General features: G+C 68.4%; 29 protein-coding genes. 17 read left to right on the top strand and 12 right to left on the bottom strand.

Annotated elements, in window-relative coordinates:
* The first annotated feature begins 165 nt into the window (after window positions 1–165).
* The 15 genes from AB0E94_RS39505 (at window position 166) to AB0E94_RS39435 (ending at window position 11,025) form a co-directional block, all read left to right on the top strand.
* Window positions 166–324 carry a hypothetical protein gene (locus AB0E94_RS39505; RefSeq protein WP_360337138.1) on the top strand — a complete coding sequence of 53 codons (159 nt, stop codon included), beginning with the start codon at window positions 166–168 and terminating at the stop codon, window positions 322–324.
* Window positions 325–720: 396 nt separating this feature from the next.
* Window positions 721–1,107 (top strand): hypothetical protein, encoded by a 387-nt coding sequence (locus AB0E94_RS39500; protein ID WP_360337136.1) that lies wholly within the window; start codon window positions 721–723, stop codon window positions 1,105–1,107.
* 129 nt (window positions 1,108–1,236) lie between these two features.
* Complete coding sequence (locus AB0E94_RS39495; protein WP_360337134.1) at window positions 1,237–2,163, top strand: hypothetical protein; 927 nt, start codon at window positions 1,237–1,239, stop codon at window positions 2,161–2,163.
* A gap of 161 nt (window positions 2,164–2,324) precedes the next feature.
* Entirely contained in the window at window positions 2,325–3,128 is an 804-nt protein-coding gene (locus tag AB0E94_RS39490; RefSeq protein WP_360337132.1) for an FtsK/SpoIIIE domain-containing protein, read from the top strand.
* The gene (locus tag AB0E94_RS39485) at window positions 3,125–3,316 is read left to right on the top strand and encodes a hypothetical protein (protein ID WP_360337130.1); all 192 of its coding nucleotides are present in this window, start codon (window positions 3,125–3,127) and stop codon (window positions 3,314–3,316) included. The genes AB0E94_RS39490 and AB0E94_RS39485 overlap by 4 nt, the downstream gene beginning before the upstream one ends.
* 114 nt (window positions 3,317–3,430) lie before the next feature.
* A complete protein-coding gene (locus tag AB0E94_RS39480) occupies window positions 3,431–3,949 on the top strand; it encodes a hypothetical protein (RefSeq protein ID WP_360337128.1) in 519 nt (172 codons plus the stop codon).
* A 955-nt stretch (window positions 3,950–4,904) separates the two neighbouring features.
* The gene (locus AB0E94_RS39475; RefSeq protein ID WP_360337219.1) at window positions 4,905–5,255 is read left to right on the top strand and encodes an RRQRL motif-containing zinc-binding protein; all 351 of its coding nucleotides are present in this window, start codon (window positions 4,905–4,907) and stop codon (window positions 5,253–5,255) included.
* A 175-nt stretch (window positions 5,256–5,430) separates the two neighbouring features.
* Window positions 5,431–5,865 carry a hypothetical protein gene (locus tag AB0E94_RS39470; protein WP_360337126.1) on the top strand — a complete coding sequence of 145 codons (435 nt, stop codon included), beginning with the start codon at window positions 5,431–5,433 and terminating at the stop codon, window positions 5,863–5,865.
* A complete protein-coding gene (locus AB0E94_RS39465; RefSeq protein WP_360337124.1) occupies window positions 5,862–6,437 on the top strand; it encodes a hypothetical protein in 576 nt (191 codons plus the stop codon). Before AB0E94_RS39470 ends, AB0E94_RS39465 begins: the two co-directional genes overlap by 4 nt.
* Window positions 6,434–6,751: a hypothetical protein gene (locus tag AB0E94_RS39460; RefSeq protein ID WP_360337122.1), complete on the top strand. Its 318-nt coding sequence runs from the start codon at window positions 6,434–6,436 to the stop codon at window positions 6,749–6,751. The genes AB0E94_RS39465 and AB0E94_RS39460 overlap by 4 nt, the downstream gene beginning before the upstream one ends.
* A gap of 119 nt (window positions 6,752–6,870) precedes the next feature.
* Window positions 6,871–7,716 (top strand): hypothetical protein, encoded by an 846-nt coding sequence (locus AB0E94_RS39455; RefSeq protein ID WP_360337120.1) that lies wholly within the window; start codon window positions 6,871–6,873, stop codon window positions 7,714–7,716.
* The gene (locus AB0E94_RS39450; RefSeq protein WP_360337118.1) at window positions 7,713–9,290 is read left to right on the top strand and encodes a replication initiator; all 1,578 of its coding nucleotides are present in this window, start codon (window positions 7,713–7,715) and stop codon (window positions 9,288–9,290) included. The genes AB0E94_RS39455 and AB0E94_RS39450 overlap by 4 nt, the downstream gene beginning before the upstream one ends.
* A 67-nt stretch (window positions 9,291–9,357) precedes the next feature.
* The gene (locus AB0E94_RS39445) at window positions 9,358–9,606 is read left to right on the top strand and encodes a hypothetical protein (protein WP_360337116.1); all 249 of its coding nucleotides are present in this window, start codon (window positions 9,358–9,360) and stop codon (window positions 9,604–9,606) included.
* Window positions 9,554–9,748: a helix-turn-helix domain-containing protein gene (locus AB0E94_RS39440; RefSeq protein ID WP_360337114.1), complete on the top strand. Its 195-nt coding sequence runs from the start codon at window positions 9,554–9,556 to the stop codon at window positions 9,746–9,748. Before AB0E94_RS39445 ends, AB0E94_RS39440 begins: the two co-directional genes overlap by 53 nt.
* Window positions 9,748–11,025, top strand: a complete 1,278-nt coding sequence (locus AB0E94_RS39435; RefSeq protein ID WP_360337112.1) for a site-specific integrase — start codon at window positions 9,748–9,750, stop codon at window positions 11,023–11,025. The genes AB0E94_RS39440 and AB0E94_RS39435 overlap by 1 nt, the downstream gene beginning before the upstream one ends.
* Before the next feature lie 43 nt (window positions 11,026–11,068).
* On the opposite strand, the gene AB0E94_RS39430 is transcribed toward AB0E94_RS39435, so the two are convergent.
* Entirely contained in the window at window positions 11,069–11,731 is a 663-nt protein-coding gene (locus AB0E94_RS39430; protein ID WP_360337217.1) for a hypothetical protein, read from the bottom strand.
* Between the two features lie 410 nt (window positions 11,732–12,141).
* On the opposite strand from AB0E94_RS39430, the gene AB0E94_RS39425 reads away from it, so the two are divergent.
* On the top strand, window positions 12,142–12,975 hold the full coding sequence (locus AB0E94_RS39425; RefSeq protein ID WP_360337110.1) for a DUF6301 family protein: 834 nt from the start codon (window positions 12,142–12,144) through the stop codon (window positions 12,973–12,975).
* Window positions 12,976–12,990: 15 nt separating this feature from the next.
* On the opposite strand, the gene mctP is transcribed toward AB0E94_RS39425, so the two are convergent.
* From mctP to AB0E94_RS39385, 8 genes are all read right to left on the bottom strand, one after another.
* Window positions 12,991–14,637 (bottom strand): monocarboxylate uptake permease MctP, encoded by a 1,647-nt coding sequence (gene mctP / locus AB0E94_RS39420; protein WP_360337108.1) that lies wholly within the window; start codon window positions 14,635–14,637, stop codon window positions 12,991–12,993.
* Window positions 14,634–14,849, bottom strand: a complete 216-nt coding sequence (locus tag AB0E94_RS39415) for a DUF3311 domain-containing protein (RefSeq protein ID WP_360337106.1) — start codon at window positions 14,847–14,849, stop codon at window positions 14,634–14,636. The genes mctP and AB0E94_RS39415 overlap by 4 nt, the downstream gene beginning before the upstream one ends.
* A gap of 136 nt (window positions 14,850–14,985) precedes the next feature.
* On the bottom strand, window positions 14,986–16,272 hold the full coding sequence (locus tag AB0E94_RS39410; protein WP_360337104.1) for a glycoside hydrolase family 18 protein: 1,287 nt from the start codon (window positions 16,270–16,272) through the stop codon (window positions 14,986–14,988).
* A 79-nt stretch (window positions 16,273–16,351) separates the two neighbouring features.
* Window positions 16,352–17,440: a bifunctional RNase H/acid phosphatase gene (locus AB0E94_RS39405; protein WP_360337102.1), complete on the bottom strand. Its 1,089-nt coding sequence runs from the start codon at window positions 17,438–17,440 to the stop codon at window positions 16,352–16,354.
* Window positions 17,437–18,171, bottom strand: coding sequence for a C4-type zinc ribbon domain-containing protein (locus tag AB0E94_RS39400; RefSeq protein ID WP_360337100.1), 735 nt, complete (start codon window positions 18,169–18,171; stop codon window positions 17,437–17,439). The genes AB0E94_RS39405 and AB0E94_RS39400 overlap by 4 nt, the downstream gene beginning before the upstream one ends.
* Window positions 18,168–19,016 carry a Nif3-like dinuclear metal center hexameric protein gene (locus AB0E94_RS39395; RefSeq protein ID WP_360337098.1) on the bottom strand — a complete coding sequence of 283 codons (849 nt, stop codon included), beginning with the start codon at window positions 19,014–19,016 and terminating at the stop codon, window positions 18,168–18,170. The genes AB0E94_RS39400 and AB0E94_RS39395 overlap by 4 nt, the downstream gene beginning before the upstream one ends.
* A 10-nt stretch (window positions 19,017–19,026) precedes the next feature.
* Window positions 19,027–19,611 (bottom strand): flavoprotein, encoded by a 585-nt coding sequence (locus AB0E94_RS39390; protein ID WP_317787889.1) that lies wholly within the window; start codon window positions 19,609–19,611, stop codon window positions 19,027–19,029.
* 16 nt (window positions 19,612–19,627) lie between these two features.
* Window positions 19,628–20,854: a helix-turn-helix domain-containing protein gene (locus AB0E94_RS39385; protein WP_360337095.1), complete on the bottom strand. Its 1,227-nt coding sequence runs from the start codon at window positions 20,852–20,854 to the stop codon at window positions 19,628–19,630.
* A gap of 225 nt (window positions 20,855–21,079) precedes the next feature.
* Here AB0E94_RS39385 and AB0E94_RS39380 point away from each other — a divergent pair, with 225 nt between their 5' ends.
* Complete coding sequence (locus tag AB0E94_RS39380) at window positions 21,080–21,712, top strand: bifunctional DNA primase/polymerase (protein ID WP_360337093.1); 633 nt, start codon at window positions 21,080–21,082, stop codon at window positions 21,710–21,712.
* 256 nt (window positions 21,713–21,968) lie between these two features.
* Here the strand turns inward: AB0E94_RS39380 and AB0E94_RS39375 are convergent, their stop codons facing one another.
* The 3 genes from AB0E94_RS39375 to AB0E94_RS39365 form a co-directional block, all read right to left on the bottom strand.
* Complete coding sequence (locus tag AB0E94_RS39375; protein WP_360337091.1) at window positions 21,969–22,814, bottom strand: hypothetical protein; 846 nt, start codon at window positions 22,812–22,814, stop codon at window positions 21,969–21,971.
* Between the two features lie 545 nt (window positions 22,815–23,359).
* Window positions 23,360–24,604: a type II toxin-antitoxin system HipA family toxin gene (locus AB0E94_RS39370; RefSeq protein WP_360337089.1), complete on the bottom strand. Its 1,245-nt coding sequence runs from the start codon at window positions 24,602–24,604 to the stop codon at window positions 23,360–23,362.
* Window positions 24,601–24,900 (bottom strand): helix-turn-helix transcriptional regulator, encoded by a 300-nt coding sequence (locus tag AB0E94_RS39365; RefSeq protein WP_360337215.1) that lies wholly within the window; start codon window positions 24,898–24,900, stop codon window positions 24,601–24,603. Before AB0E94_RS39365 ends, AB0E94_RS39370 begins: the two co-directional genes overlap by 4 nt.
* Window positions 24,901–25,453 lie beyond the last annotated feature (553 nt).

Here is a 25,453-nt window from a genome sequence, read left to right as displayed (position 1 = left end):
ACTCATGCCGACAGGCCCATTCAACCGATGTCCGTCAGAGGTCCGCGAGAGGTCCGGCATTGGTCCGCGCCAGACCCTCGATAGGTCCTCGTCGATCACCGCATTCTTCGATTGTGCCCGCTGCCACTCCCGGCAGCGACCCGATACCGGAGAGGTGGTGGCGTGATGAACGTCCCCGGAATGGTTCCCGTCCTGGTCTTCGTCGGTGGATGCGTGCTGATTGGCCTGGAGATCTGCTTCATCATGCTGGTCAACCACGGCCGCACCCCGCGTAACCGCCGGCACCCCAGACGGCAGACACGCGTACGCGAACGTGTGGGCTAGCTAGTCGATCAATGTCGTCAACTGACGTAATCTGGGAGGGATGCCCACGCCTGTAGACGCCGACCAGCTGCCCACCGACTGGTGGACGGCCACTGATTGCGCGGCCTTCCTCGGTATCACTCGGAGCACCTGGGCGGCGTACGTGGCCCGTGAGCAGGCACCCGCTTCCGAGCGGATGTTCGGACGCTCACCGGTATGGCGGCCGACGACCGTCAAGGCGTGGGCGTCCTCCCGGCCTCGCCGTTCCAAGTAGGCACACCCCACCTCAGCGCACCACTGGCGAATACAGCACTAGCGCTGTATCGTCGATTTACAGCACCGGCGCTGTACCGCGTCGATGCTCAACCCCGGACAGTCACCCACGGTGGGTGCGTCATACATACCGAGGAGTCACCCATGACCAACCAGTCCCGGATCAGCACCCAGCCGCGTCTGCTGCTGGACACCAGGGACGTCATCTTCGAGATGGCGGACGAGATCATGCCGAAGCTCGACGACAAGGGCGCTCAGAAGATCGACAGCCGAGACACCGGCCTGCCGATGTGGACCGCGCCGATGTTCGGCCGTGGCCGCACGCCCGGCAAGAAGTGGAGCGCGCAGTTCAACGTCACGATCGTCAGCGCCGAGCGGCCGAACGTTCAGGATGGCGACCAGGTCAACCCGGTCGACCTGGAGGCTCTGCCGTGGGTGTCCGAGCAGAACGGCAGGACCCGTTCCGGTACCGCCTTCAAGGCCTCCGGCCTGGAGGTCGTGTCCGGTCCCTCGGCCGTGAAGGCCGCCTGATCCACCGTCCGAGTGGCTCCTAAAGCCACCCTGATCACAGAGGCGGGGCCGCCAGAGATTGGCGTCCACGAGCGGCCCCGCACCTGCTCTTTCACCAACTCCTAGCCCTCCGGAGAGGGAGGAATCGTCATGCAGAAGTCTAGCCGCCGCAAGGTGATCGGCGGCAGCGGCAAGGGGCAGACCGTCACGGTCATTGAGGCCCCGGTCCTGCACAACCAGCGCCGTAAAGCGCTGATCATGTTCTGGGTCACCCTGGTGGTGACCGGTCTACTCGGCGGCACAGTCGCGTCCCACTACATGCACCCGATCCTGGGCATCCTGACCGGGCTCGCTGCGGGCTTCTTCCTGGGCATCTTGCTCGGGTTCCTGGTCCTGGCGTGGCCGGTCATCCGCATGATCTGGTGGTGGCTGCCGGAGATCCTGACCGTCACCGCGCTGATCTACGGCTGGGTGCTGCTGATGACGTCCACCCCGCTGTGGGCGTCGCTCGTGGTCGTGGTCGCGCTCGCCGCTTCCGCCCTGTTCCGGGTGGTCCGGTTCGGGGTGCTGTCGGTGTTCTGGTGCCTGACGGTCCGGCATCGGCTGCGGATGTGTTTCGCGGCGTTCATCGCCAAGAACAGGCAGGGCACGCTGCCGCTCATCCTGCTCGCCCGGCCTACCCCGGCCGGTGAACGGGTGTGGGTCTGGCTTCGGCCGGGTCTCGCCCTGCACGACCTGGAGCAGGAAGGCCAACTGCAACGGCTGGCGGTCGGCTGCTGGGCCAACGAGGTCCGTGTCACCCGTGCGTCGCGCAAGTACGCGGCGCTGATCCGCATCGACATCACCCGCCGCGACACGCTCGCGGACACGGTGCTGTCGGGCCTGCCGGACTTCGTGCCCGACGACATGCCGGCCACCGCGCCGGTCTCCCCGGCGGTCCCGCCGGTCGGCGTGAACCTCAACGACGTCCCGGTACGCCCCCGGCGTTCCCCGGACACCAACGAATCCCGGCCGCGTCGCGCACGCCAGCCGGAACCGTCGCCCTCGGACGACATCGACCCGAACGACTACGCCTAACCCCTCCTGACACGTACGTGTCAACAACCTTCACCGGCTCCGGCGTGGCCATCGACCCACGGTCACCAGCGCCACGCCGGACCAACCTTCCGCTATCCGATCGGAGCCACGGCGCTATGACATCGCCATTCGCCCGGCCGAATATCCCGGTCGGTCCTCCCATGTCCATCTTCGATCCGCTGTTTCTCGGCATCGACGAGTTCGGCCAGCCGGTCTACCTGCCCCTGATCTACCGCAACCTGCTCATCGGCGGAGAACCCGGCGCCGGAAAATCGTCGCTACTCAACACGATCATCGGCATCGCCGCCCTGTGCACCGATGTCAGCCTGTGCCTGCTCGACGGCAAACTCGTCGAACTCGGCCTCTGGAAGAACTGCGCTGACGTGTTCGTCGGCCCTGACCTCGACCTGGCGATCCTCACTCTGGAACGCCTGCAAACGGTCATGGACAACCGGTACGCGTTCCTCGACTCGGTGCGCCGGCAGAAGTTCATCCCGGCCGACGTGTTCGACGCGATCCTGCCGGTGATCGATGAGATCGCCTGTTTCTCGGCCACCATGGGCGACAAGAAGGACCAGGAACGGTTCATGGTCCTGCTCCGCGACCTGGTCGCGCGTGGCCGCGCCGTCGGCATCATCGTCGTCGCCGCTACTCAGCGGCCGTCGTCGGACATCATCCTGCCGTCGCTGCGGGACCTGTTCGCCTGGCGGTTCGCCGGTCGGTGCACCAACGACGTGTCCTCCGACATCGTCCTCGGGCACGGATGGGCCGCGAAGGGCTACTCGTCCAACACCGTCGATCCCCAGAACCAGGGATGCGGCTTCCTCATCGGTGAGGGCGGGATCCCCGGCTTGGTCAAGGCCGCCTACCTCACCAACAACGACATCATCCGCGTCGCGGACTACGCCGCCTGGGTGCGGCGCAAGCGCGCGGCCAACTCCACCGGATTGAGGGCTGTCGCATGACCACTGTCACCGCTCTGATCCCGCGTGTCCGCCGCGACCATCACGGGCGGGCACAGGCGATCCGCTGCACGACTTGCGGCACCTGGCGCAAGCCGTACCGCTTCTCCCGTAACTCCGTGACCTGCCGCCGCTGCCCGTACGGGGCTGTCGGTCGGCACACCGCCACCTACGCGGCGCGCCGCCGCTGACCTTCCGGCACCACGGCAACAACCACATAGGAACAGCCGACGAACCGGTCTCAGCCCTGGAAAGCATGTCCGGCCCGTCGGCCACCACCACCGCCCACGAAAGGACGTGGCGTCATGAACCGTACCCAAAACCCGACCGGCACCGCAGCCGACACCACCACCGACCTTGTGGTGACCCCGGCACTCATCCTGCGCGGAGCCGCCAACTACCTCGAACTGCACGGCTGGATCCGTGGCGACTACTACGGCACGGTCCGCCCCTTCCCGCCCGCCGACGCCGGCGGCGCACTCGGCATGGCTGCCCACGGCGCTGTCACCACCTGCCCGTTCCTCGATGGCCCGCACGTGCGCGACTGCAACCGCGCCTACCGCTACCTGTGCGACTACCTGACCCTCCGGGACGAGCTGCCGGTTACGGGACCCGTTGTCGAGGGCTTGACGCTGAGCTTCTGGAACGACGACCCGTGGCAGACCGTCGACAACGTCATTGCCAGCCTCCGAGCGGCGGCAGACGAATACGACTGGACGCACGCGTCCGAGGACGATCTCGAGACCTTTGCCGAGAACGAGCTCGACAACGACCGGATCCCGACCCGTGCGGGTTTCCTCGCCTGGCTGGCAGGCCGCAGATGAGGACCGCGACCCGCTCTCGCTGGCACCGCCGCTGTCGGCGTCACCACATCACCACCACCGCCGCTCCCGCCGACCTGGGCTTCGGCTACTCCCGCGAACCCGACCCTGTCACCGCCAAGCCGGTGCCGGTCCCTGCGGGCATCGAAATGCACTTCTTCACCGGCCGCACCCCTCGGAGGGCCGCCGCATGACCACTCCCATCACCCCCGACCTGACACGTACGTGTCAACCATTCACCTCCGCCGAACTGCTGTCCGCTCTGGAAGCGGCCTGGGCCGCGATTCGTGCCCGTCACCCGGAAGTTCCCGAGGTCGTCCTGATCGTCGGCTCCGGCTCGCCGGCCAAACCCAACGCCGACATCAAGTACGGGCACTTCGCCTCGCTGCGCTGGCAGCACGGCGACCGTCAGCTCCCCGAGGTGCTGATCTCCGGCGAGGGCCTCAAGCGCTCCCCCGCCGAAGTCCTCGTCACCCTGCTGCACGAGGCCACCCACGGCCTCGCCGACGCCCGCGGAATCCAGGACACCTCCCGTCAGGGCCGCTGGCACAACAAGAAGTTCGCCACGCTCGCTGCCGAGCTGGGCCTCAAGGCCGAAAAGGACGACAAGCTCGGCTACGCCCCGTGCACCCTGTCCGACCAGGCCGCCGCCGACTACGGCGACGTCATCACCGGCCTGAGCCGGGTCCTGCACGTCTACCGGCACCCCGAGGTCTTCGGTCCCGGTAAGGAGCGCACGAACAACAACAACGGCGTCTCCTGCGAGTGCGCCTGCCCCCGCAAGATCCGGCTGTCGATCACTGCCTTCGAGGAAGGCTCGATCGTCTGCGGCGTCTGTGCGGCCGCGTTCCTGCCCGAGGACATCGACCGGGACACCTACGAACACCCGGCCTTCGGCCAGCCGTGCACCCACGGCGACGACCAGGCCGCCACCGCGCCGGCCGACCTGGAGGACGAGATGCGCTTCTACGACCCCACCGGTGAGCGGCACGGCGGCACACCGACCTACCCGTTCCGGATGGCCCCTACCGACCTCGCCACCCGCCGCCAGCTGCGGCAACAGGGCCTTCGCCCCGGCGGTCAGCAGATCGCCGCTCAGATCCTGTGGCGTCGCGGAGATCGCGTCGCCTACCTCTATCGCATCGACCTGGCCAAACCGAAACGCGAGGCCACCCCGGCCCAGCACGCGGCCATCAGCAAGGCCCTCGCCGCTCGGCGCACCTGCCCCAAATGCGACGACCTCAAGGACTACTACATCCCGACCCGGCACGGCATGTGCTCGGACTGCCTCACCGGCGGTGCCGCATGACTCAGCCGATTCCCCCCACCGGGCAACGGCCGTGCCCGTGTGGCGACTGCTACTGCGCGGACCTGATGCCGAAAGGCCAGGACCGTTCCGACTGCTGCCAGTACTGCGGCTACTACGACTGCGATGTCTGCGGCTGGACCGACCCGAACCGTCCCACCACCCGGTGGTGGATGCGATGAGTCTGCTCAGCCAGCAACGCGTCCGTGTCTTCCGTAACTCACAGGGCTTCTTTGCCCCTCAGCGTCCTTGGGAAGGCTTCTGCCCGTCCTGCGAGATCACTGATCACGCGACCTGCATGGGCATCTTCGCCACCTGGTCTGAGGCCATGGCGTGGGCCGAGTCCCACCTGCGGCGTAGTCACTGCCGCTTCTGCATCGACCGCAGCATGCCCGCCGGACGCGATGACGTCCTGGGCGAACTCTTCGAACGCTGCCCCGTCTGCACGCCCCCGTGCGGCGACTGCGACGGCCTCGCCGTCTACCCCGCCGTTCACGCCAGCGACACCGCCCTGGTCAACGACCTGGCGGCCATCGATCTCGCCCCCGTCTTCTGCGACGGCTGCCACGGCGTCATCGCCGTCATCCCACTCGACCCGGAGGTCTACGCATGACCACCCCCACCACACCCACTCCCGCTGACACCAGCGGACAACTCGACGTCCTTCGCGACGAACTCAAGACCCTCAAGGACGAACAGCGTGACCGGATCCGGGCACGCGACAACCTCGTCTACTCGCTCATCGTGGCGATCGCCGCCGTCGCCGGTGGTACCAAACTCGCAGGCCCTGCCGTGGCCCTGCTCCTGCCGCCCGTCGCTCTCGCCCTGGGCTGGACTCATCTGATCAACGACCAGAAGGTCTCCGCGATCGGCCGCTACCTGCGCACCGATCTCGCACCCCGCCTCAGCGCCCTCACCGGCGCTGACGTCCTGCGCTGGGAGACCGCGCACCGCAGCGACCGTCTGCGTCGCCAACGCAAAGGCATCCAACTCGGCGTCGACCTGACGGTCTTCGTCCTGCCGGCGGCCATCGCTACCGGCTGGTACTGGGCCAGCCAGCCCACCAACCCCGCCCTGATCGCCGCTTCCGTCCTGGAAGCGATCACCGTGCTCATCGCCGCCTGGCAGGTCGTCGCCTACGCCGACATCACGACCAGCCACACGATCACCGGAGGTAACCAATGAACCTCGCCCCGATCTTCACCGTCCTGCTGGCCATGCTCGGCCTGTTCTCCTTCCTCGTCGTCCTTCACCTGCCGATCAACACGGTGACTCGCCGTCCCGCCACCCGCCGCCGCAGCGGCAACCGCCCCGACACCAGGGCTCGTTCCCGGCGCCGCACGCCGGTCAAGTTCCTGCCGGGAGCCTTCCCGGAACTGGTCCGCCCGGACCGCAACACCTCCTGCACCCGCTGTCGCGGAACCATCCTGCGCGGCGAAGACTGCCGCCCCACCCGAAACCGTCGCGGTCTCATCTGCCCCGGCTGCGGGATCTGGTGATGGAAACCAACTTGATGAACACCACGCCCGTGTCCGCCAAGGACACCCCTGCGCCCACCGGAATCGGCGATCGCTATCGCCGCCCGCCCAAGCCGCGTCGACGAATCACCGTCGACGGCGTGCAATTCCTCGTCCTGATCGTCATCGTTCTCCTTGTCGGCCTGATGGCCGGTGCGGCCTCGTTCACGCACGTCAAGGAATGGACTCTCGACAACAGCCCGCAAGGCACGGACCAGTGGTTCGGCTGGGCTAACGCGGTCATCTCGGAGCTGATCCCGACCGCAGCCCTCATCGAGATCGGCCGTCGTCGCCGCCGTGACGCTCACGCGTCGGTGCGGTACCCGATGGTCCTGTTGTTCGGCGCTGTCGGCTTCTCGCTGACCGCACAGCTCGCCGTCGCCAAGCCCGGCGTCTCCGGCTGGGTGGTCTCCGCCCTGCCCGCGCTGGCCTTCCTCGGCCTGTCCAAGCTCGTCTTCTCCGCCACCAGCAAACGGCCCACCACCAACCCGGTCACGGCTGACACGCCGGCCACCTCACCCGCAACGTCATCCGACACCACGCGCGTAGAGGTCCGCCCGGCCGCCGCAACAAAGACCAGGGCCACCACCCCCGCCAAGAAAGCAGTACCGGCGAAGAAGACACCAGCAAAACGGACCCCGGCCCGGAAGACCACCGCACCGGCAGCAGCGGAACCCGCCCCTGCCCCGGAGATCACCGAGCCTCCGGCACCGGCATCGGTTGTCGCGGAACCCGGCTACCCGGAAGCACTGCTGAACAACGCCCGGACCGTCGTCGCCTCACACCGCGAGACCAACGGCAACGACATCAACGCAGGCCAACTCGCCGTACGGCTGCGCGTCTCCAGCGCCATCGCCCGCGACCTGCTCACCAAACTCGAATCCCACCCGACCCTGCCGGACAACACCCGGCCTCACAACGGCACCCCCATCGGGGCCGCCCGATGAGCAGCTCGACGCTGCCTCTCACACCCACCACCACTGCGGTGGTGGGTGCGGGGGAGAACGCCGAGACCTACTGGCCCTGGGCCACCCCCACCCAGAAGCCGGCCCCCACCAACCGCGACGCCCGGCTCGGCTTCGACCCCGCCGAAGTCGCCACCGCCCGCCGCCGTGCCCGCTCCAGCGACTTCCCCGAGTGGCTCGACCACGTCAGCGGGGTCGCCGCCTGCACCCGACCGATCCGGCTCTCCGGGCAGATCGACGTCAAGAACCGCGACGGCTCCCTGATGCACACCATCGACACAGCCTCGATGCCCGACGGGGTCATCTACACCCCGTGCGGCAACCGCCGCGCCAGCGTCTGCCCGTCCTGCGCCGAGGTCTACCGCCGCGACACCTTCCAGATCATCAGAGCCGGGCTGGAAGGCAACCGCTACGGCCTGCCACCACTCGACCAGCACATCGCGATCTTCCTCACCGCGACCGCACCGTCGTTCGGCCACGTGCACCACCGCGTCGTCAAGACCCACGCCGCCGACTGCCGCTCCCGCGACCGGTGCACCTGCCGGGCCTCGATCTGCCGGCCGTTCGGCAAGACATGCCCGCACGGTGTCGAGATCCGCTGCACGGCACGGCACAAGACCACCGACCCGATCCTGGGTGCCCCGTTCTGTCTGGACTGCTACGACTACGCCGGCCATGTCGCCTGGAACCACGAGGCACCCGAGCTGTGGCGACGGACTGTCCAGGAAGCCGACCGCGAATTGGCCCGGCTCGGCAAACGGCTCGGGGTCACGCTGCGCCGCCGCTACGTCAAGGTCTACGAATTCCAAGCCCGCGGACTGATCCACTACCACGCGATCTTCCGGCTTGACGGCTACCACCCGGACTGTCCCACCGCGATCGTCCCCGCCGACCAGGCCGTCTCCCGGGAGATGTTCGCCAGCGTGCTGGAAGACGCGTTCCGCAGGACCTCCTACACCAGCGCGCCGCATCCGGCCAACGGCGGCAAGGGCTGGCACATCGGCTGGGGACCCAAGGGCCTGGATCTCAAGCACATCAACGCCCCCGGCGGCGACACCAACATGGTCAAGCTGACCGGCTACCTCGCCAAGTACGTCACCAAGAGCACCGAAGCCACCGGCGCGACGCACCGACGGCTCGACGACCTCGCCGTCGAGCTGCACGCCGACCCGAACACCCACGTCGGCCGGATGATCCGCACCTGCTGGGACCTCGGCGACACCGACGGCTGGCACCGGCTACGCCGCTACGCCCACCAGTACGGCCACGGCGGCCACATCACCACCAAGAGCCGGGGCTTCTCGGTCACCTACGGCTTCAAGCGCATGGAGCGCACCATCTGGCGGCGCACCCAGGGCTACCCCCACCTGTGGGACGACCAGGAAGCCGACCTCGTCGTCTACCGCCTCGGCTACGAAGCCACCGGCTGGATCAGCACCGGCGACGCCCTGCTCGCCAACTCCGCCGCCGACGCCGCACGCCGCCGAGCCCACGCCCTGGACCTGGCCGACCTCGACCAGCCCGCCCCGGCCATCGCCCACCCTCGCGCCGTCTGACACGTACGTGTCAACCGTTCCTTGAAAACTCCACAGCGTCACACCACAACCCCGAAAGGACACACCCATGCCCGGCACCACCCGGCCCCTGCTGGCCGTCCGGCTCATCGGCCCCACCGACACCGTCACCACCCAAAAGGCCTATCTGACCGCCTACCTCAGCGAACTGTTCGGCGACCAGGCGGCGGTTCGCGCCAGCACCCACTCCGCACGCCGCGCCGGAGAGATCCGCGCGTACCTCACCGTCGCACCCAAGGAGACCCATGACAGCACCGACACCAACCGAGACGATGTGGGAGATAGATCAGGTCGCTGACTATCTCCGCGTCCCGAAGGGAACCCTCTACACCTGGCGCAAACGCCACTACGGCCCACCCGCCAGCCGCGTCGGCCGATACTTGCGCTACGACCCCGAAGACGTCCGGCAGTGGTTCCGGGCGCAACGGCAGGTGGCCTGATGGGACACATCGAGGACCGCTGGTACAACACCGTGAAAGGGCAGGACGGAAAACCACTCCAGGTCAAGACCAAGCTGTACGGCGTCGGCATGCGCTATCGGGTTCGGTACGTGGATCCGAACACCGGGCGGGAGCGCAAGAAGTCCTTCCCGGACCGGGCCAAGCGTGCGGCACAGGACTTCCTGATCTCCGTTGAGTCGGACAAGCGCCGGGGTACTTACATCGACCCTGCCGCAGGTCAGATCCTGTTCCGTGACTACGCCGAAATGTGGCTCCGGACTCGGCGCTTCGACCCGTCCACGCGCGAAAGCATGGAGAGCCGGATCCGGAAGCATCTCTACCCGTTCTTCGGGCACCGGCAGCTGTCAGCCATCAAGCCGGGCCAGATCCGGGAATGGGATACCGAGCTTGTCGACGTCCTAGGTGCCGCTACCCGCGCGGTCACCTTCGCTCATCTGCGATCGATTCTCGGCGCGGCCGTGGATGACGAACGCATCGGCAAGAACCCGTGCTCGGCGAAATCGGTCGACCCTCCGCGCCCGGATGAACGCAAAGTCATCCCGTGGACCTTGGAGCAGGTCCACGCCGCACGGGCCGCGATTCCATCCCGCTATCGCCCGATGGTCGATCTCGGCAGCGGCTGCGGTCTCCGGCAAGGCGAGATCTTCGGACTGGCCGCCGAGGACATCGATTTCGTCGGTGGCTGGGTCCACGTCCGGCGACAGGTCAAGCGGGTCCGGTCCCGGCTCGTCTTCGGGCTGCCGAAGAACAACAAAGATCGGCGCATTCCGCTGGCCGATGCCCTCAGCGAAATCCTCACTCAGCACATCACCGATGTGCCACCGCTGGCGGTGACTCTGCCCTGGGAGGACCCCGACAGCACCCGGCGGGAAACCGTGGTGTTGCTGTTCACCACCACCCGCAAGAACGCGATCAACCGGAGCGACTTCAACACGGACTTCTGGCATCCGGCCGTGGCGGCGGCCGGACTGGACCGGAGCCGGGCCAACGGCATGCATGCGCTGCGTCACTTCTACGCCTCGGCGCTGCTGGACGCCGGGGAGACCGTCAAGGCCCTCGCCGCCTACCTCGGCCACGCCGACCCTGGGTTCACCCTCCGGACCTACACCCACCTGATGCCGGCCAGCGAGGAACGCACCCGAGCGGCGATCGACGCGCTGTTCGGAAGGCCGAAGAAGCCGGATACGCCCTGGAGACGCCCTGCACGGGCTTGGCGGCATCGGGTTCGCAGGTCACGGCCGGTTCGGCGCACATAGTCCGGCGTACAGGCCGACTCGTCCGTCGCCCTCGCCTTGCCGGTCAGGACGCTCGGTGGGCGCCTACCGGCTCTTCCAGGGCGGCTCGGCCGCCTCTCAGGAAGCGGTCCAGTTCGGCCTGATCCAGGGCCTCGCGGTCGGCTCGGGCCTTGGCTCGTTCGGCTGCCCGGGCGGCTCGGGCTCGGGCTGTCTCCTCGGCCGCTCTGGCCGCTGCGGTTGCCGCCTCCTGTTTTGCGCGGCGGGTGGCGGCGGCCTTCGCGGCGCGGGCCTTGGCGACCTCGGGGTCCAGTTTGCGGTTCGGGTTGACCTCGGTGATCACGGCCACCTCGCGGGCCTCGATGGCGGCGAAGTCGGGGCGGATCTTGGCGGCTACCCATTCGACGCCGGCTACCAGGCCTACCACCAGGGCGAAGATTATCCGGAGGCCGAGTGGGCCGGGGGCGGCGAAGTTGACCGCGGCCGAGATGATCACGACGACGGCGAGGATCTTCATGGCGGCGCGTTTGGCGTCGGCGGCCATGCCCGCGGTGTGGGCGATGGTCAGCATGGAGAGCATCGCCAGGTCGAACACCGCGGGGACGATCCAGGCGAACATTCCGGCACCCAGCGTGGCCAGGTAGTGGGCCTGGTGCAGGTAGCTGGCGGCCAGTGCGCCGACCAGGATCAGGTTGTTGGCGCGTTTGATGGTCCGGATGGCGCGGAGCATGCCGGGCACGGCGCCCTTGGCGTACTCGGTGGCGAACTGCTGCGTCAGGGTGGTCGGGGTGGCCAACGCTGAACTCCTCCGCGGGGTCACGAAGCGAAGCGGTCACGAAGCGAAGCGGGTCGCGAAGCGAAGCGGGTCGCGAAGCGAAGCAGGGCGGTCACGAAGCAGGGCGGTCACGAAGCAGGGCGGTCACGAAGCAGGGCGGATCGCAGAACGAGCGGATCGCGAAGCGGGGCAACGCCAGACCCGACGCTACCGGAGCACACGCCTCATCTGTGGCGAGTCGGACGAATACCTAAATTCGTCTCGCGTATGTCGTAACCATCGCGGATCCCCTTGCGGGCAAGATCCCGGCGTTGTGACTTTTGTGAGCAAGAATGACCGCCGGACAAGGGTGAACGGGGGTCTCGGTGTACGCGCTGGCTCGTACCGTCGCTGCGGTCGCCGGGATCGGCTGGGCCTGGACGGCCGATGAGCTCGAAGGGCTCGTGACCGCCGCGGGCTGGATCTACCGGGCACCCTCGGAAGGCACCGTGAGCTGCACGTTCGACGCCGCGCCGGGACGGGCCGGGGCATTCCTGTTCGGCGCCGAGGTGACCGCCGTCTTTCTGAACCTGCACGAATGGGACGACGACCTGCACGAGCGGGACGACCTGCGCGTGCCCGTGCGCCGGGACGGGTTCGTGGCCGCGATCGCCGAGGTGGGCGCGCAGCTGGGGCCGCCGGTGATGCGGTGCCCGGGGCCGGATCCGAGCGTCGGGTGGCGGGTCGCCGCCGGGGTGCTGGAGATCGTCGACCGGCCGGGAGTGCTCGACCTGTGGCTGCGGCCCGCTCCGCGCCGTGTCCCCCATCCCCCGGTCCAGCCTGTGGAGGAGGCGGTGGACTGGGCGACGCTGGAGGCAGGCCTCGCGGCGGCGGCCGCATCCCTGCCCGCGGGGGCGAGAGTGCGGCTGGCAGCGAGCACGCGGAAGGATGCGGACAGCGAACCGCGCCCGAGGGGAGACGCGGGAGAGGGAACCAGGGCGCTCGTCGAGCTTTCGCAGACCGAGGACGGCCTGACGGTACGCGTGGGCGACGGCACGGAGACGATTCGCTGGCCGGCGACCGGTGAGACGTACCGCAAGATTGCCGAAGGCCTGGTCACCGCCTTGCGTGCGGGCGTCGCGAACCCTGCCGCCCTGGTCTGTCGCGCCGATCTGCCGGTGCCGTATCTCCCGCTGAGGCGGGAGATACGGCGCACCTGAACCAAGGAACCGACGTCAGGTCGACGAGACGTTGTCGACAGGTGTGGTGCGCTGCTGCGAGATCCGCGCGTCACCCTCGTCGGCGAAGTAGTCGTCCGCCTCGGTCCCGTCGGCGCCTTCGGGTGTCTTGGCGGCCCGCAGGATCAGCGTGAAGATCACCGCGACGAGCGCGTTGACGAGCACCGCCACGAACCCCACGTAGATCGTCTTCGTGCTGTCGAGACCGAATTCGGACAGCGGGAAGGCCGATCCGCCGAAGTGCTTGCGACCGGTTGCGGCGTTCGGGATCTGCCACAGCATCCAGAATCCGAGGGCCATGCCGGCCGCCCATCCGGCGATCAGCGCGCCTCGGTGCAACCATCTGGTGTAGAGCCCGATCACCACGGCCGGCGCCGTCTGGAGAATGATCACGCCGCCGATCAGCTGGAGGTCGATGGAGAACTGCGGGTCGAGGAAGACGATGCAGGCGACCGCGCCGATCTTCACCACCAGTGAAGTGATCTTGGCGACGTTGGCCTCCTGCGCGTGGGTGGCGTCCTTGCGCAGGTACTCCTTGTAGATGTTGCGGGTGAACAGGTTGGCCGCGGCGATCGACATGATCGCGGCCGGGACCAGGGCGCCGATGCCGATGGCGGCGAAGGCGATGCCGGTGAACCAGGCCGGGAACTGCTGGTCGAAGAGGACCGGCACGACCGTGTTGCTGTCGACGGTGCCGGGCTTCGCGCCGGGCAGCGGCTTCACCCCGGACGCGATGGCCATGTAACCGAGCAGCGCGATCAGGCCGAGCAGCAGGCTGTACGCCGGAAGCGCGGACATGTTGCGCTTGATGACGTCCCGGTTCTTGCTGGCCAGCACCCCGGTGATGCTGTGCGGGTAGAGGAACAGGGCGAGCGCCGAGCCGAGGGCCAGGGTGAAGTACTGGACCTGGTTGTTGGCGTTGAGGGTGATGCCGTCGTTGGGCGCCGGGGACGCCTGGAACTTGGCGTCCGCGGCGTCGAAGATGGCGTTCCAGCCGCCGAGCTTGTAGGGCAGCCAGATGATCGCCACCAGGATCACGATGTAGATCAGGGTGTCCTTGACGAAGGCGATCAGGGCGGGCGCGCGCAGCCCGGACTGGTAGGTGTAGGCGGCCAGGATCGCGAACGCCACGATGATCGGCAGATGTCTCGCGAGCGTGCTCTCGCCGGTGACGCCCATGGTCTTCAGAACGGCTTCAATACCGATCAACTGCAGGGCGATGTACGGCATGGTCGCCACGATCCCGGTGATCGCGATGACGAGCGCGAGGGTCGGCGAATCGAACCGGGTGCGGACGAAGTCGGCCGGCGTGACGAACCCGTGCCGGTGTGACACCGACCAGAGCCGGATCAGGATCAGGAAGAACAGCGGGTAGATGATCACGGTGTAGGGCACCGCGAAGAACCCGGCCGCTCCGGCGCCGAAGATCAGGGCGGGCACGGCGACGAAGGTGTACGCCGTGTACAGGTCACCGCCGACCAGGAACCAGGTGATCCAGCCACCGAAGCTGCGCCCGCCCAGTCCCCATTCGTCGAGGTGGGCCATGTCCTTCGGCTGCCGCCACCGGGAGGCGACGAACCCCATCCCGCTGACCAGCAGGAACAGAGCGGTGAAGACGATGATCTCAGTGAGATGTTCGCTCATGACCGGCCCCGCTTCGTCATCTGGTAGACGAGCGTGGTGGTGCCGACGCCGAGCAGGATGAAGGCGAACTGGAGCCAGTAGAAGAGCGGGAAGCCCGCGATCCGCGGCTCGTCGTGGTTGTACAGAAAGGTCAGCAGCGGCACCACGATCGGCACCAGGAGCAGCCAGTTCCAGGGGCTTCTATCGGTTCTCCGACGTTCGGGCTCAGCCATGAGTCTCCTCCGTCCACATTGCGTGCGTGTGGTTCACGTCACGCTAACGAAACATCGGACGAACGAGCGATCCCCTGTGCGCCGAACGGGTGCGGCGGTGCGCCGAATGGGCACACCGCCGCATCGATGAAAATGATTACCGCAGGCCCGCGGAGATGGCCTTGGTGAGCGACGCGTTCTCGTCGTCACCGTCGAGCGACCACATCATCGCGCCGCCGAGACCCTTGGCCCGGATGTAGAGCGACTTCTGGAAGACGACAGCCGGGTCGTCGTACGTCCAGAAGGTGTTGCCGTCGAAGAGCCACGCGTGACCGTTCCGGATGTCCCGGTAGACCTTGAAGCCCTGTGTCGTCAGCTTCTGCAGGGTCTTGAAGTCCTCGGAGCCGTTGGCGAAGACGCCGGGCGCCGGGCCGGTGGCCGGTCCGAAGAGGCCGTTGCGGCCACCGGTGACACCGGTCCAGCCCTGCCCGTAGTAGGGCACACCGAGGATCAGCTCCTTGCGGGGCGCCCCGCCCGCGATCCAGGCGTTGATGGTGCTGTCCGCCGAGAAGTCCGGGTTGTCCGGCGCGCCGGCCGGTACCCGCAGCGCCGACTGCTGGTTGGCACGAAGCTCCCAGCTGCCGTGGAAGTCGTAGCCCTGCACCGTACCGAAGTCGAGGTATTTGAAGATCTTCTTGACCTCGAAGCCTGCTTCGATCTTCGCCGGCGCGGCCGGCAGGAAGGCGGTGAGCAGGTACTTCTTCTTGGTCTTGGCGCCGAGCTGGTCGAGCTGCTTACGGAACTCGGCGAGCAGCAGGGTGAAGTTCTGCTTGTCCTCGGGGCGGATGACGTTGCCGTCGTTGCCGGCCGAGCCGGGCCACTCCCAGTCGAGGTCGATGCCGTCGATGATCCCGGCCGCGATGCCCTCGGGCAGGCCGGTCAGGTTGCCCTTGATCCACAGGTCGATGCAGGAGCCGACCAGCTTCTTACGGGACGCGTCGGTGAGGACGGCGTCCGAGAAGTACGCCGAGCCGGTCCAGCCACCGAGCGAGATCAGCGCCTTGAGCTTGGGGTTCTTCTTCTTGAGCTCGGCGATCTGGTTGAGGTTGCCGGAGATCGGCTGGCCCGCGACGTCGGCCACACCGTCCACACTGTTCTCCGCGGAGAACGGCGTCTGCCAGTCGGCCCATGGGTCGGCCGAGGCGCACACGCCGTCGGCGGTGACCGGGCCGAAGGCGTAGTTGAGGTGGGTCAGCTTGGCCGCCGCGCCGGAGTTCTGCACGTCGGCGAGCTGGAAGTCGCGACCGTAGATGCCCCACTGGGTGAAGTAGGCGACCTTTTTGTATCCGTCGTTCCCGTGTGCCTGTGCGGGAGCCGGTGCGGCCGCCACGACACAGGTGGCGGCGGCCGCCGCGGCGACGAAGCGGCGGGTGAAACCGCGCATGAGCCCTCCAGGGCGAAACGTTGAAGAAAGTTTCCTAATCGAGGAAGCTAAACGTCCGCCCTGCGAGGGTCAATCCCTGTTACCTGAGGTGGGCCGTCTCGTTGACCGATCTGACCGCGATGTTCCCATCCGGCCACACGTCCATCGTCGACACACCCGCCGCGTCGAGGAACAGCCGGTGCAGGAAGGCGTCACCGGCGGCCAGCGCGTCACGCAGAATCAACTTGATCGGCGACACATGAGAAACCAGGACCACAACCTTGCCCGGGTACGCGCTGAGCACGGTCGCCAGAGCACCCCGCACCCGTTTCGCCACCGCCTGGAACGACTCCCCACCCGGCGGGGCGACACTCGTCGACGCCAGCCACGCCGCCATCTCGTCCGGCCAGCGCTCCTGCACCTCAGCGAAGGTCTTCGCCTCCCACTGGCCGAAGTCACACTCGATCAGGTCGTCCATGATGGTCACCGGCAGCCCGCCCGCCTCATCGGCGATCAGCTGCGCGGTCCTCGTACACCTGGAAAGGGGTGAGGAGAGGACCGCCGCGATGTCGCGGGAAATGCCGGCCACCCGGCCCGCCGCGGCCATGGCCTGTGCCTCGCCCTCGTCGGTCAGCGGCACGTCGCCCCGCCCGGAGTAACGCCCCTGCGAGGTCAGCGGCGTCTCGCCGTGCCGGACCAGGATGATCCGGGTCGCGTCGGTCAGCGACGCGGGCGGCGCCCACGACTTCGGGGTCTCCTCGTCTTTCTTTTGGACGACGCCTGCCTCCTCGTCCATCGCCCGGTTCGCCAGCGCGTCAGCTGCCTTGTTGCGCTCCCGCGGGATCCACTCGAACGTCACCCCGGCGAACCTGCCGACCAGGGCGGCCGCCTCGGCGGCGAGCGGGCGCAGACCCGCGTTCTTGATCTGCCAGCGGCCGGACATCTGCTCGATGACCAGCTTCGAGTCCATCTTCACGGCGACCCGCTCGGCGTTCAGCTCGGCCGCCGCCCGCAGACCCGCGATCAGGCCGGAATACTCGGCCACGTTGTTGGTGGCCACCCCGAGCGAGGCGAACCGTTCGGCCAGGACCTCGCCGGAGTCGGCGTCCCGGACCACAGCGCCGTAACCGGCCGGGCCCGGGTTGCCCCGCGACCCGCCGTCCGCCTCGATGACGACCTTCAGGCTCACAGGCCCGACTCCGCGGTACGGACCATGATCCGGCGGCACTCCTCGCAGCGGACCACGTCGTCCTTCGGGGCCGTCTTCACCCGGTTCAGGTCGGCGCCGTACAGCTCGATCCGGCAGGCGCCGCAACGGCCCGCGTAGAACAACGCCGCGCCCATCCCGGTCTCCGAGCGGATCTTCTCGTAGAGCGTGACCAGGTCGGCCGGCAGGTCACCGGCGAGCGGCGCCCGGGCCTGGGTCTTGAACTCCAGCTCCTTGGCGATCTCGGCGAGGGCCTCGTCACGGCGGCGCTCGGCGTCGGTGCGCCGCCCGACCGCGCCCGAGAGCCGCCCCTGCACCTCGGTCAGCGCAGCCGCCGCCGTCTCGTTCTGCTCCATCAGCTCCAGCTCGGCGTCCTCGAGCTCGGACTGCCGCCGGTTCAGCGTGGCCAGCTCGTGCTGGAGACCCTCGACCTCACGCAGCGAGCCACCCGCGTTCAGGCGCTTCTCGTCCTTCTCCTTGCGCTGCCGGACCTGGTCGATGTCCTTCTCCAGGCGGGCGATGTCCCGATCCAGGTCGTCGACGACCACCTGGGCGCGGACCCGCTCGTCCTCGAGCGCGGAGATCTCCCGCGCGGCGCCGTCGATCTCGGCCAGCTCGGGCAGCGACTTACGCCGGTGCGCGAGCTGCGCGAGGGTGGTGTCGACGGCCTGCAGGTCGAGCAGACGGCGCTGGGCTTCCGGGGCGGCCTTCACGGGCGGATCTCCAAATCATCGCGATTCGCATGGACGGTCCAGGGGTCGGTGTCCAGGTCGGACACCAGCACTTCGACTCCGAACGCCTCGCGCAGCCAGGCCGCCACGTCGTCGAGCCAGGGACGCTCGCTCGCCCAGTGCGCGACGTCGAGCAGGGCCGGACCACCCGCGGCGAGATGCTCGCTCACCGGGTGATGCCGCAGATCAGCACAGAGGTACGCGTCGGCGCCCGACCGGGCCGCGACGGACAGGAAGGAGTCACCGGCGCCACCGCAGACCGCGACCGTACGGATCAGGGCGCCCGGATCACCGGCGGCACGCACCCCGGCCGCGGTGACCGGCAGGCGCTCCGCCGCGAGACGGGTGAGCGCGGCCAGCGTCAGCGGCTCCGGCAGCTCCCCGATCCGGCCCAGCCCACGGCCCTCGCCGGCGGCCGCGCCCTCGGCCGGCGCCAGCGGGCGCAGCCCGGTCAGGCCGAGCCGGGCGGCCAGCGCGTCGGACACCCCGGGATTGGCCACGTCGGCGTTGGTGTGCGCGGTGTAGAGCGCCACCCCGGCCCGGATCAGCCGGTGCACGAGGGCGCCCTTGAACGTGTCCGGGGCGATCGACGACACCGGTTTCAGGAACAGCGGGTGGTGCGCCAGGATCAGGTCGGCGCCCAGCTCGATGGCCTGGTCGACGGTCTCCGGGACGCAGTCGACCACGCAGAGGACACGGGTGACCGGGTGCTCGAACTCGCCGAGCACCAGTCCGACCCGGTCCCACGACTCCGCCCAGGCCCTGGGGAAACGCGCGTCGAGGGAATCCACGAGAGCGCGGACGGTCAAGTCGGTCACGAGGGCCAACCCTATACCGCTAGGAAAGCGCCCCCGGCTCGACTCGGCTGCCCGCCGCGATCGGGTTGCTGACCGCCTGCAGGGCCCGCCGCCAGGGGAACTGGCCGCGGAAACGATCGGTCTGCCCCGGGCCGCCGAGACGGCACACGTCCTCGCCGTAGAGCACGTGCACACCCCAGTCCCGCAGCTTCGCGAGACTCTCGTGCAGCGACGGGTGCAGGGCCATGACCTTGTTGGTGTACGGCACCACCGCGGTGGGGACGCCGTAGCCGTACCCCTCCACGAGCAGGCCGAGCACCAGCGTGTCGGTGATGCCGGCGGCCCATTTGTTGACCGTGTTGACGGTGGCCGGCGCGACGATCATCGCGTCGGCCGCCGGCAGCACGTCCGGGTCGCCGGGACTCTTGTAGTCGGAACGGACCGGATGCCCGGTCTGCGCCTGCAAGGCCGCCACGTCGACGAACTTGCGGCCGTCCGGGGTGGTGACCACGCAGACGTCCCAGCCATCACTCTGGGCGAGGCTGACCAGGATCCCGACGTCCCGGGCCATCGGTGAGCCGCACACCAGCACGTACAGCACACCGGGTGAGGGGTTACCCGTCATCACTCGCGGACCCACCTCATACACCGACTCCCATCTGTTCGGCCAGCTCCGCGATCGGAGCCGGCGGCGTGCCCCGGGTACGCCGGAGCACGTCGGAAAGGACTTCGTGGGCGAGCGGCCGGCACCGGATCTCGGACGGGGCGAGGCGATCGCCCTCCAGCAGCATCTCGCCCGCCTTCTCGACGTCGCCGATCTGCGTGTAGCCACGGGCGATGTCGAGGTAGTGGTGCGCCCGGCGTTCCGGCAGCATCGCCTGGAAGCCGGCCTTGTCCATGCCTTCGTGCGTCTCGACGGCCAGCTTCCCGTCGCCGAGCTCGACCGCCGTCGCGCAGCGGTGCAGCTGCACGTTCGTCGGCCCGAAGCTGGTCCAGTAGTGGTTGAAGTCGCCACCCAGCTCCAGTGACGCCTGGTCGGCGCCGCAGAGCAGGTCCCGGACGGTCGCGCTGTCGCCGATCCGGGCGGCCGCCATGGCCCCGTTGAGCAGCAGCATCCCGTAGACCGAGAGCTGATCCGGCCGGGGCCGGTCCGGGCCGGGCGCCAGCCGGTTGGCGATGTTGACGTTCACTTCCAGCGACGGGCGGACCCGGCCGAGGGCGAGCAGCGCGCTGCCCACCCGGTAACTGGCCAGCCCGGCCAGCAACTGGTCGCCGGCACGCTGGGAGACCGCGATCGAACGGTCCGCCGCGAGCCAGGACAGCTCGTGCTCGCCGACCTTGCGCAGTGCCGACGAGGCGATCTGGTACACCTGCCCGAGCAGGTGCGCCGCGGTGGGCGCCTCGTCGCTGTTGGCGTGGGCGCTGTCCGCCGCCTGGGCGTCACGGAGCAGCTTGGGCAGTGCGCGGGCCAGCGCACCGTACTTCGCGTGCTGATATGTCAGCCAGGCGTGGCTGACCGCTTTGCGCATCTCGGTGAGCGGTGGGGAATGTGGCACCGCCTGGAAGAACGCGCTCATCTGGTCATACCGCTCCAGAGCCGCCCGAATCTCCTCGACCTCCACCTGGTCGATGCAGTTCTGCGTCTCCGGTTTGCGCTCCACCTCTTTGCCCAGCAGCAGCTGGACGTCGACCTGGAGCACGTCGGCGATGTCATAGACAACGGAGAATTTATCGAGTCGGCGGACCCCGCGTTCCACCTTGTCGACCCAGCTCTTCGATTTGCCCAGCCGGTCCGCGAACACCTGCTGGGACATCTTGCGTCGGCCCCGCCAATAGGCGACGCGGCGGCCGATCGGCAGCTCGTCCACGGTGCCTCCCCCACTCAACCGACGGTCCCTCCGCCGGTGAGCCATCCGGTGTCAGTCGCAGTGTGGACCTCGCACGTGCGCGCAGATCGCACAGCGTGTGTGATCGCCTGCTCACCGATGCTCGTAGTTTTTCATGCAAGTTGCAAAGGGTGGATCTGCCGGACCCAACGACGTCCGTCGTCGTAGGGATACGGCCTAGCCACTCGAATCCGGGGGTATCGAGCTATGCAGTGGACCAGCCGTCAGCCGTTCGTCCCACCGTCAATCCTCGACAGAGCCCTCCTGCGCCGGGCCGCTCTGCGGTATGCGGCGCACGGCTGGGCGGTGACGCCCGGTGCGTACCTCACCGGCCATCGTTTCGACTGCGGCCGCCCCGAATGCGACATCACCGGCTGCCATCCGGCCCTCGACTCGTGGGCCGCGACGGCCGGCGACGATCCGGCCCGCATCACCGCGTGGTGGCGACGGCGCCCGTACACCGTCCTACTGGCCACCGGCGGCGCCTTCGACGCTCTGGAGGTGCCCGCGTCGCTCGGCACGCACGGCCCGACGGCCGGCCCGGTCGCGGTGACCGCCGACGGGCGCTGGATGTTCCTGGTGCGGCCGGGCACCCCGCTGCGGCCCGAACTCGAACACCGCCTCGACGTGATCCGGCACGACGCCGGCTCGTGGATCCCCGCACCACCGAGCCGCCTGCCCGAAGGCCCGGTCCGCTGGGAGATCCCGCCGGCCCGCGTCCAGTGGCGGCTCCCGTCCTCGGACGAGGTGCAGGAACGCCTGGCCGCCACGGTCGCCGGATCGAGCCGGCCGGTGGGGCCGGCCCTGGTCCCCCGGCAGTTGTCCCGGCGAGCCGCCTGAACCCTTGGACACCTGTCATGGGTCAAGGTTCTCGCAGGGCGGCCCTCGATCACATCACCCCTCCGGGGGAAATGCGTGAGTGAATCTTCGGCGCCGCCGTTTTGTGTGTCCCGTTCTTACGTGCCCGGTGTTATGCGCGGGCTCGCGTCACGCATGGGCTTGCTCACGCGGGCTCGCGTCGCGCACGGGCTCGCTCACGCGGGCTCGCGTCGCGCACGGGCTCGCTCACGCGGGCTCGCGCTACGCATTGGCTTGCTTACGCGCGGGCCAGGTCGCGGTAGGCGTCGATCACCGCTTCGGTGCGGCCGGCCAGGTCCGGCCCGCTCTCCACAGCGGCCGGGACACCGGCGACGCGGGCGAGGGTCCGCTCGGCATGCCGGGCGGTGGCGGCGACCTGCCGTTCCCGGATGAAGCTCTCCCCCGCCCGGGCGGCCGCGTCGATGCTGCCGAGGATCCGGTTGGCGGCGTCCCCGGCCTCCCGCCAGACCTCGTCGGCACGGGCCCGCTGCAGTTCGGCGGCCATCCGGGCCGGGCTGTCGGCCGGAATGTCGGCATCCCACACGTCGGCCAGTTCCTCCCGCAGCCGCCGCAGCTCCTGCCGCCGCCCGAGAACCTCGGCCAGCTCACCGAGCGCACGCGTCAGCGACCGGTCGGCGAGAACCGGATCGACCATTCCGTCGAGAGCCGGCCAGGTCCGCCGAACCCGCTGCGACGCCTCCAGCGCCCCAGCGAACGCGGCCCGCTCCGGCACCGACCAGAGAACCCGTGACTCGTCATCCCGGGGCACCGCGAACGCGGCCTCCTGAGCAGCCTTGGCCTGCCGGCGCCAGACCACACCGACGAGGGCGGCGCTGCCACCGACGGCGAGCCACCAGCTGAACCCCGACGCCGCGAGCACCGCCGAAACGAACAGCAGCGGCAACGCGATCCGAGCGGCGAAGGTGACCCGTTCCTCCCGGCTGCGCCCGCTGGGCGCCCGCGGAACGAAGACATTCAGCGATCCGGCCCGCTCACGGCAGGCGACCCCACTACGCACTTTCAGCGGGTACGGGGAGACGACCACTTTCTCGAAGTCGATCCCGGCGTGCAGTTCCGTACCCACGTCGGCCTCCGTGTGTGTCGCCATCCGTCCGGGCGGGCCCAGACCGCCGAGGGGAAACCGGCCGGGACCCGCCCACCGCGATACCCGCGGACCCCCTACGGATCGGTCCGGCCGCCCGCCGTTTGAGCCGCCGCCCGTTGCCTCTCGGTTGCGTTCGCACACCTGCGCTCGGTCGCGAATGCGCTGGGCCGGCCTCGGCCAGGCCTCCGCCCCGATCACTCCAGAACGATCGCGGCCGCACTACAGGCATAGCGGTGACATCTAGCCTTACAAGCGAGGCGTGGTCAACGCATCGATCAGCAGCCCACTTCGCAGCTGGTCAAGATGGTGGGCGCGGTTGGTTTCGAACCTACGACCCCTCGCTTGTAAAGTCTGCGCCCCACCGTCCGCCTTCGCCCGCGAACGTCCGCGACCTGCACCGAAGCCCTTCGCCGCAGATGGCCGGACCTCGCCGGACGAGACCAAAATTGAGACGCGCCAGCCATGGCGTGCCGCAGGTCGCAGAACCGGTCGCACTCCGGAGCCGGACGCCGTCGGCAACTTGGCTAACCCCCAGCGGCCGACGCTCTGACGACTTCGATCGTCCGAGTCATCGTCGGGTCGAACCTGGCGATCTCCGCCTCGGCGACCCCGTTGCGCCGGGCAACCGTGGCCCAGTTGCGGGCCGCGTCGGCCACCTCACGCAATACAACGCGCGCCTGGGCATCCGTCAGAGCGAAGCTTTCGGAGTAAACGAGAAGCGCCTCGACCTCACCGGCCGGATCAGATGCGCCCCCGATACTGGTGACCCGGCTCGCCGCCAGGTCCGGATTGGGATTCACATCGAAGGCGGGCGCCAAGGTCCAGCCCGGCCCGCGGCGCAGAAATCCATGATTCCGAAGATGGTCGTCGGTGTTGTGTACGGCGACGGAAAAGGCGATCCGACGCCACAGTTGACGTAGATCGGCAACGGTCATCGAGCCATGATCCGGAATCGCCTCGGCTATTTCGAGGTAATCCCGGGGCTGGCCGTCACGTGCTTCCAGGAGAGTCATCGCGCTCACGTACCCGACCCGCTGCTGGCCCTCCCTGTCGAATCGGTCCAGCAGCAGCACCGAGCTCCCCTCGACGCCGACCAGGCTCCGGCCGGGGACCACGATGCCTGCCTCCGCCGCCAGGTCGAGTGCCGACTTCTCCCAGGCGATCACGTTCCAGTCGTCCGCATGATGAGCGAACTTGGCGATCAGAAGACGATCGCCATCGCGGACCGACGCCTTCGGGCGTGCCCCACCGAGCGAGCCCGTACCCGCATCCAGCAGAGTCTTGATCGCCTCCAGGTTGCCCGGCTCGTCACGTGCGACCGCGGCAGCCGCATGCATCAACGCGGGCAAGGCGATCAGCTTCGGAACCTCCGGAGCCGGATGCTGGAACTCGTCGGCGGACTCGGTCTTGAACCGCAGCGCGCCTTGCCTGGTCTCGTCACTCACCCCAAGCAGAAAGTCCCGGTCATCGAGTGTCGGCATCGGCCGTCGCTCGGCCGTCGCCTGCGCACGAAGGCGCTTGGCGATGAGATTCCGCCCCCACCGATCGGGCGCGGCGTCGCTGAACGCCCCGGGAAGCCCGTTCGGCAACGGCCACGAGCCGACCGAGAGACCGAGAGCCGGATCGATCGCGTACGCACCACGAAGGCCAAGGTAGTCGCGGGCATACGAGAAGGTCGCTGTAAGCCGGCCCCGTCGAAAGTTGAAGAACGCATCGCCGACTTCACGAGACACACCAGCGATCTCGACATAGGTGCGAACGCGGCTCAAGGACGGACCCTTCGCGGGAGAATCTCGTCGGCGCGAGCCCGTCCGAGGTCTGTCTCATACGGATCGAGTGCCGTCACCAGCGACTCCAACACTCCCAGCGCCCGGGCCACGCTGAGGAACGCCTGAAGGCTCACCCCCGCGTCCCCCACCTCGACACGCCGCAACGTGCCGCGGGAGATTCCCGCACGCTCAGCCACCTGAGCCGCGGTAAGCCCATGGAGTTTGCGCCACACCACGAGCTGCTCGCCGATGCTCACGGCACCGGCCTGAACCCGCGAAGACACTGGACGAGGCATCATCACCACCTGCTTTATGCTCAGCATCCTGAGCATAACACCGCTTAAGGATCATGATCCCGCCCACTAAGCCCGCCCTCGCCGCTGCTCGGAACCTCCGGAGCTCGGCCCGGGAACAGACAAACCGATAGCCCATCGGTCTGCTCCACACAAAGCGAGACTGCCGGCCAGCCAAGAGGACGGTGACGTCGGCGCACATCTCGATCGCACGGACGCCGAGGGCCTCGGCACGCACACTGATCTCCCACGACCCGGCAGCCGGCCCCGATCTGTCATCAGGACGTGCGATTGCCGGCCTACCGGAGATCACCGTCCAAACGCATAAGCGAGTGGTTTCCGCCCATCATTCTTCACTCGCCTACCGTTGCCAGGTGACGTTTCCGCAGGTGAATGCAGGTCTGGTGGGCACGGTAGGTTTCGAACCTACGACCCCTCGCTTGTAAGGTCTGCGCCCCACCTGTCAGCGCTTTCCGAAAACTGACCCTCTGCGGGTTCGGGAAAGTTAACCCCCTGACCTGCGGTTATGAGCGTTTGTTGCGGGTTTCCTTGGCGA

Source organism: Actinoplanes sp. NPDC026670, from assembly GCF_040638175.1.
Lineage (GTDB): Bacteria > Actinomycetota > Actinomycetes > Mycobacteriales > Micromonosporaceae > Actinoplanes.
The sequence above is the reverse complement of the archived record's forward strand: the minus strand, read 5'-3'. Positions and strand labels throughout refer to the sequence as shown.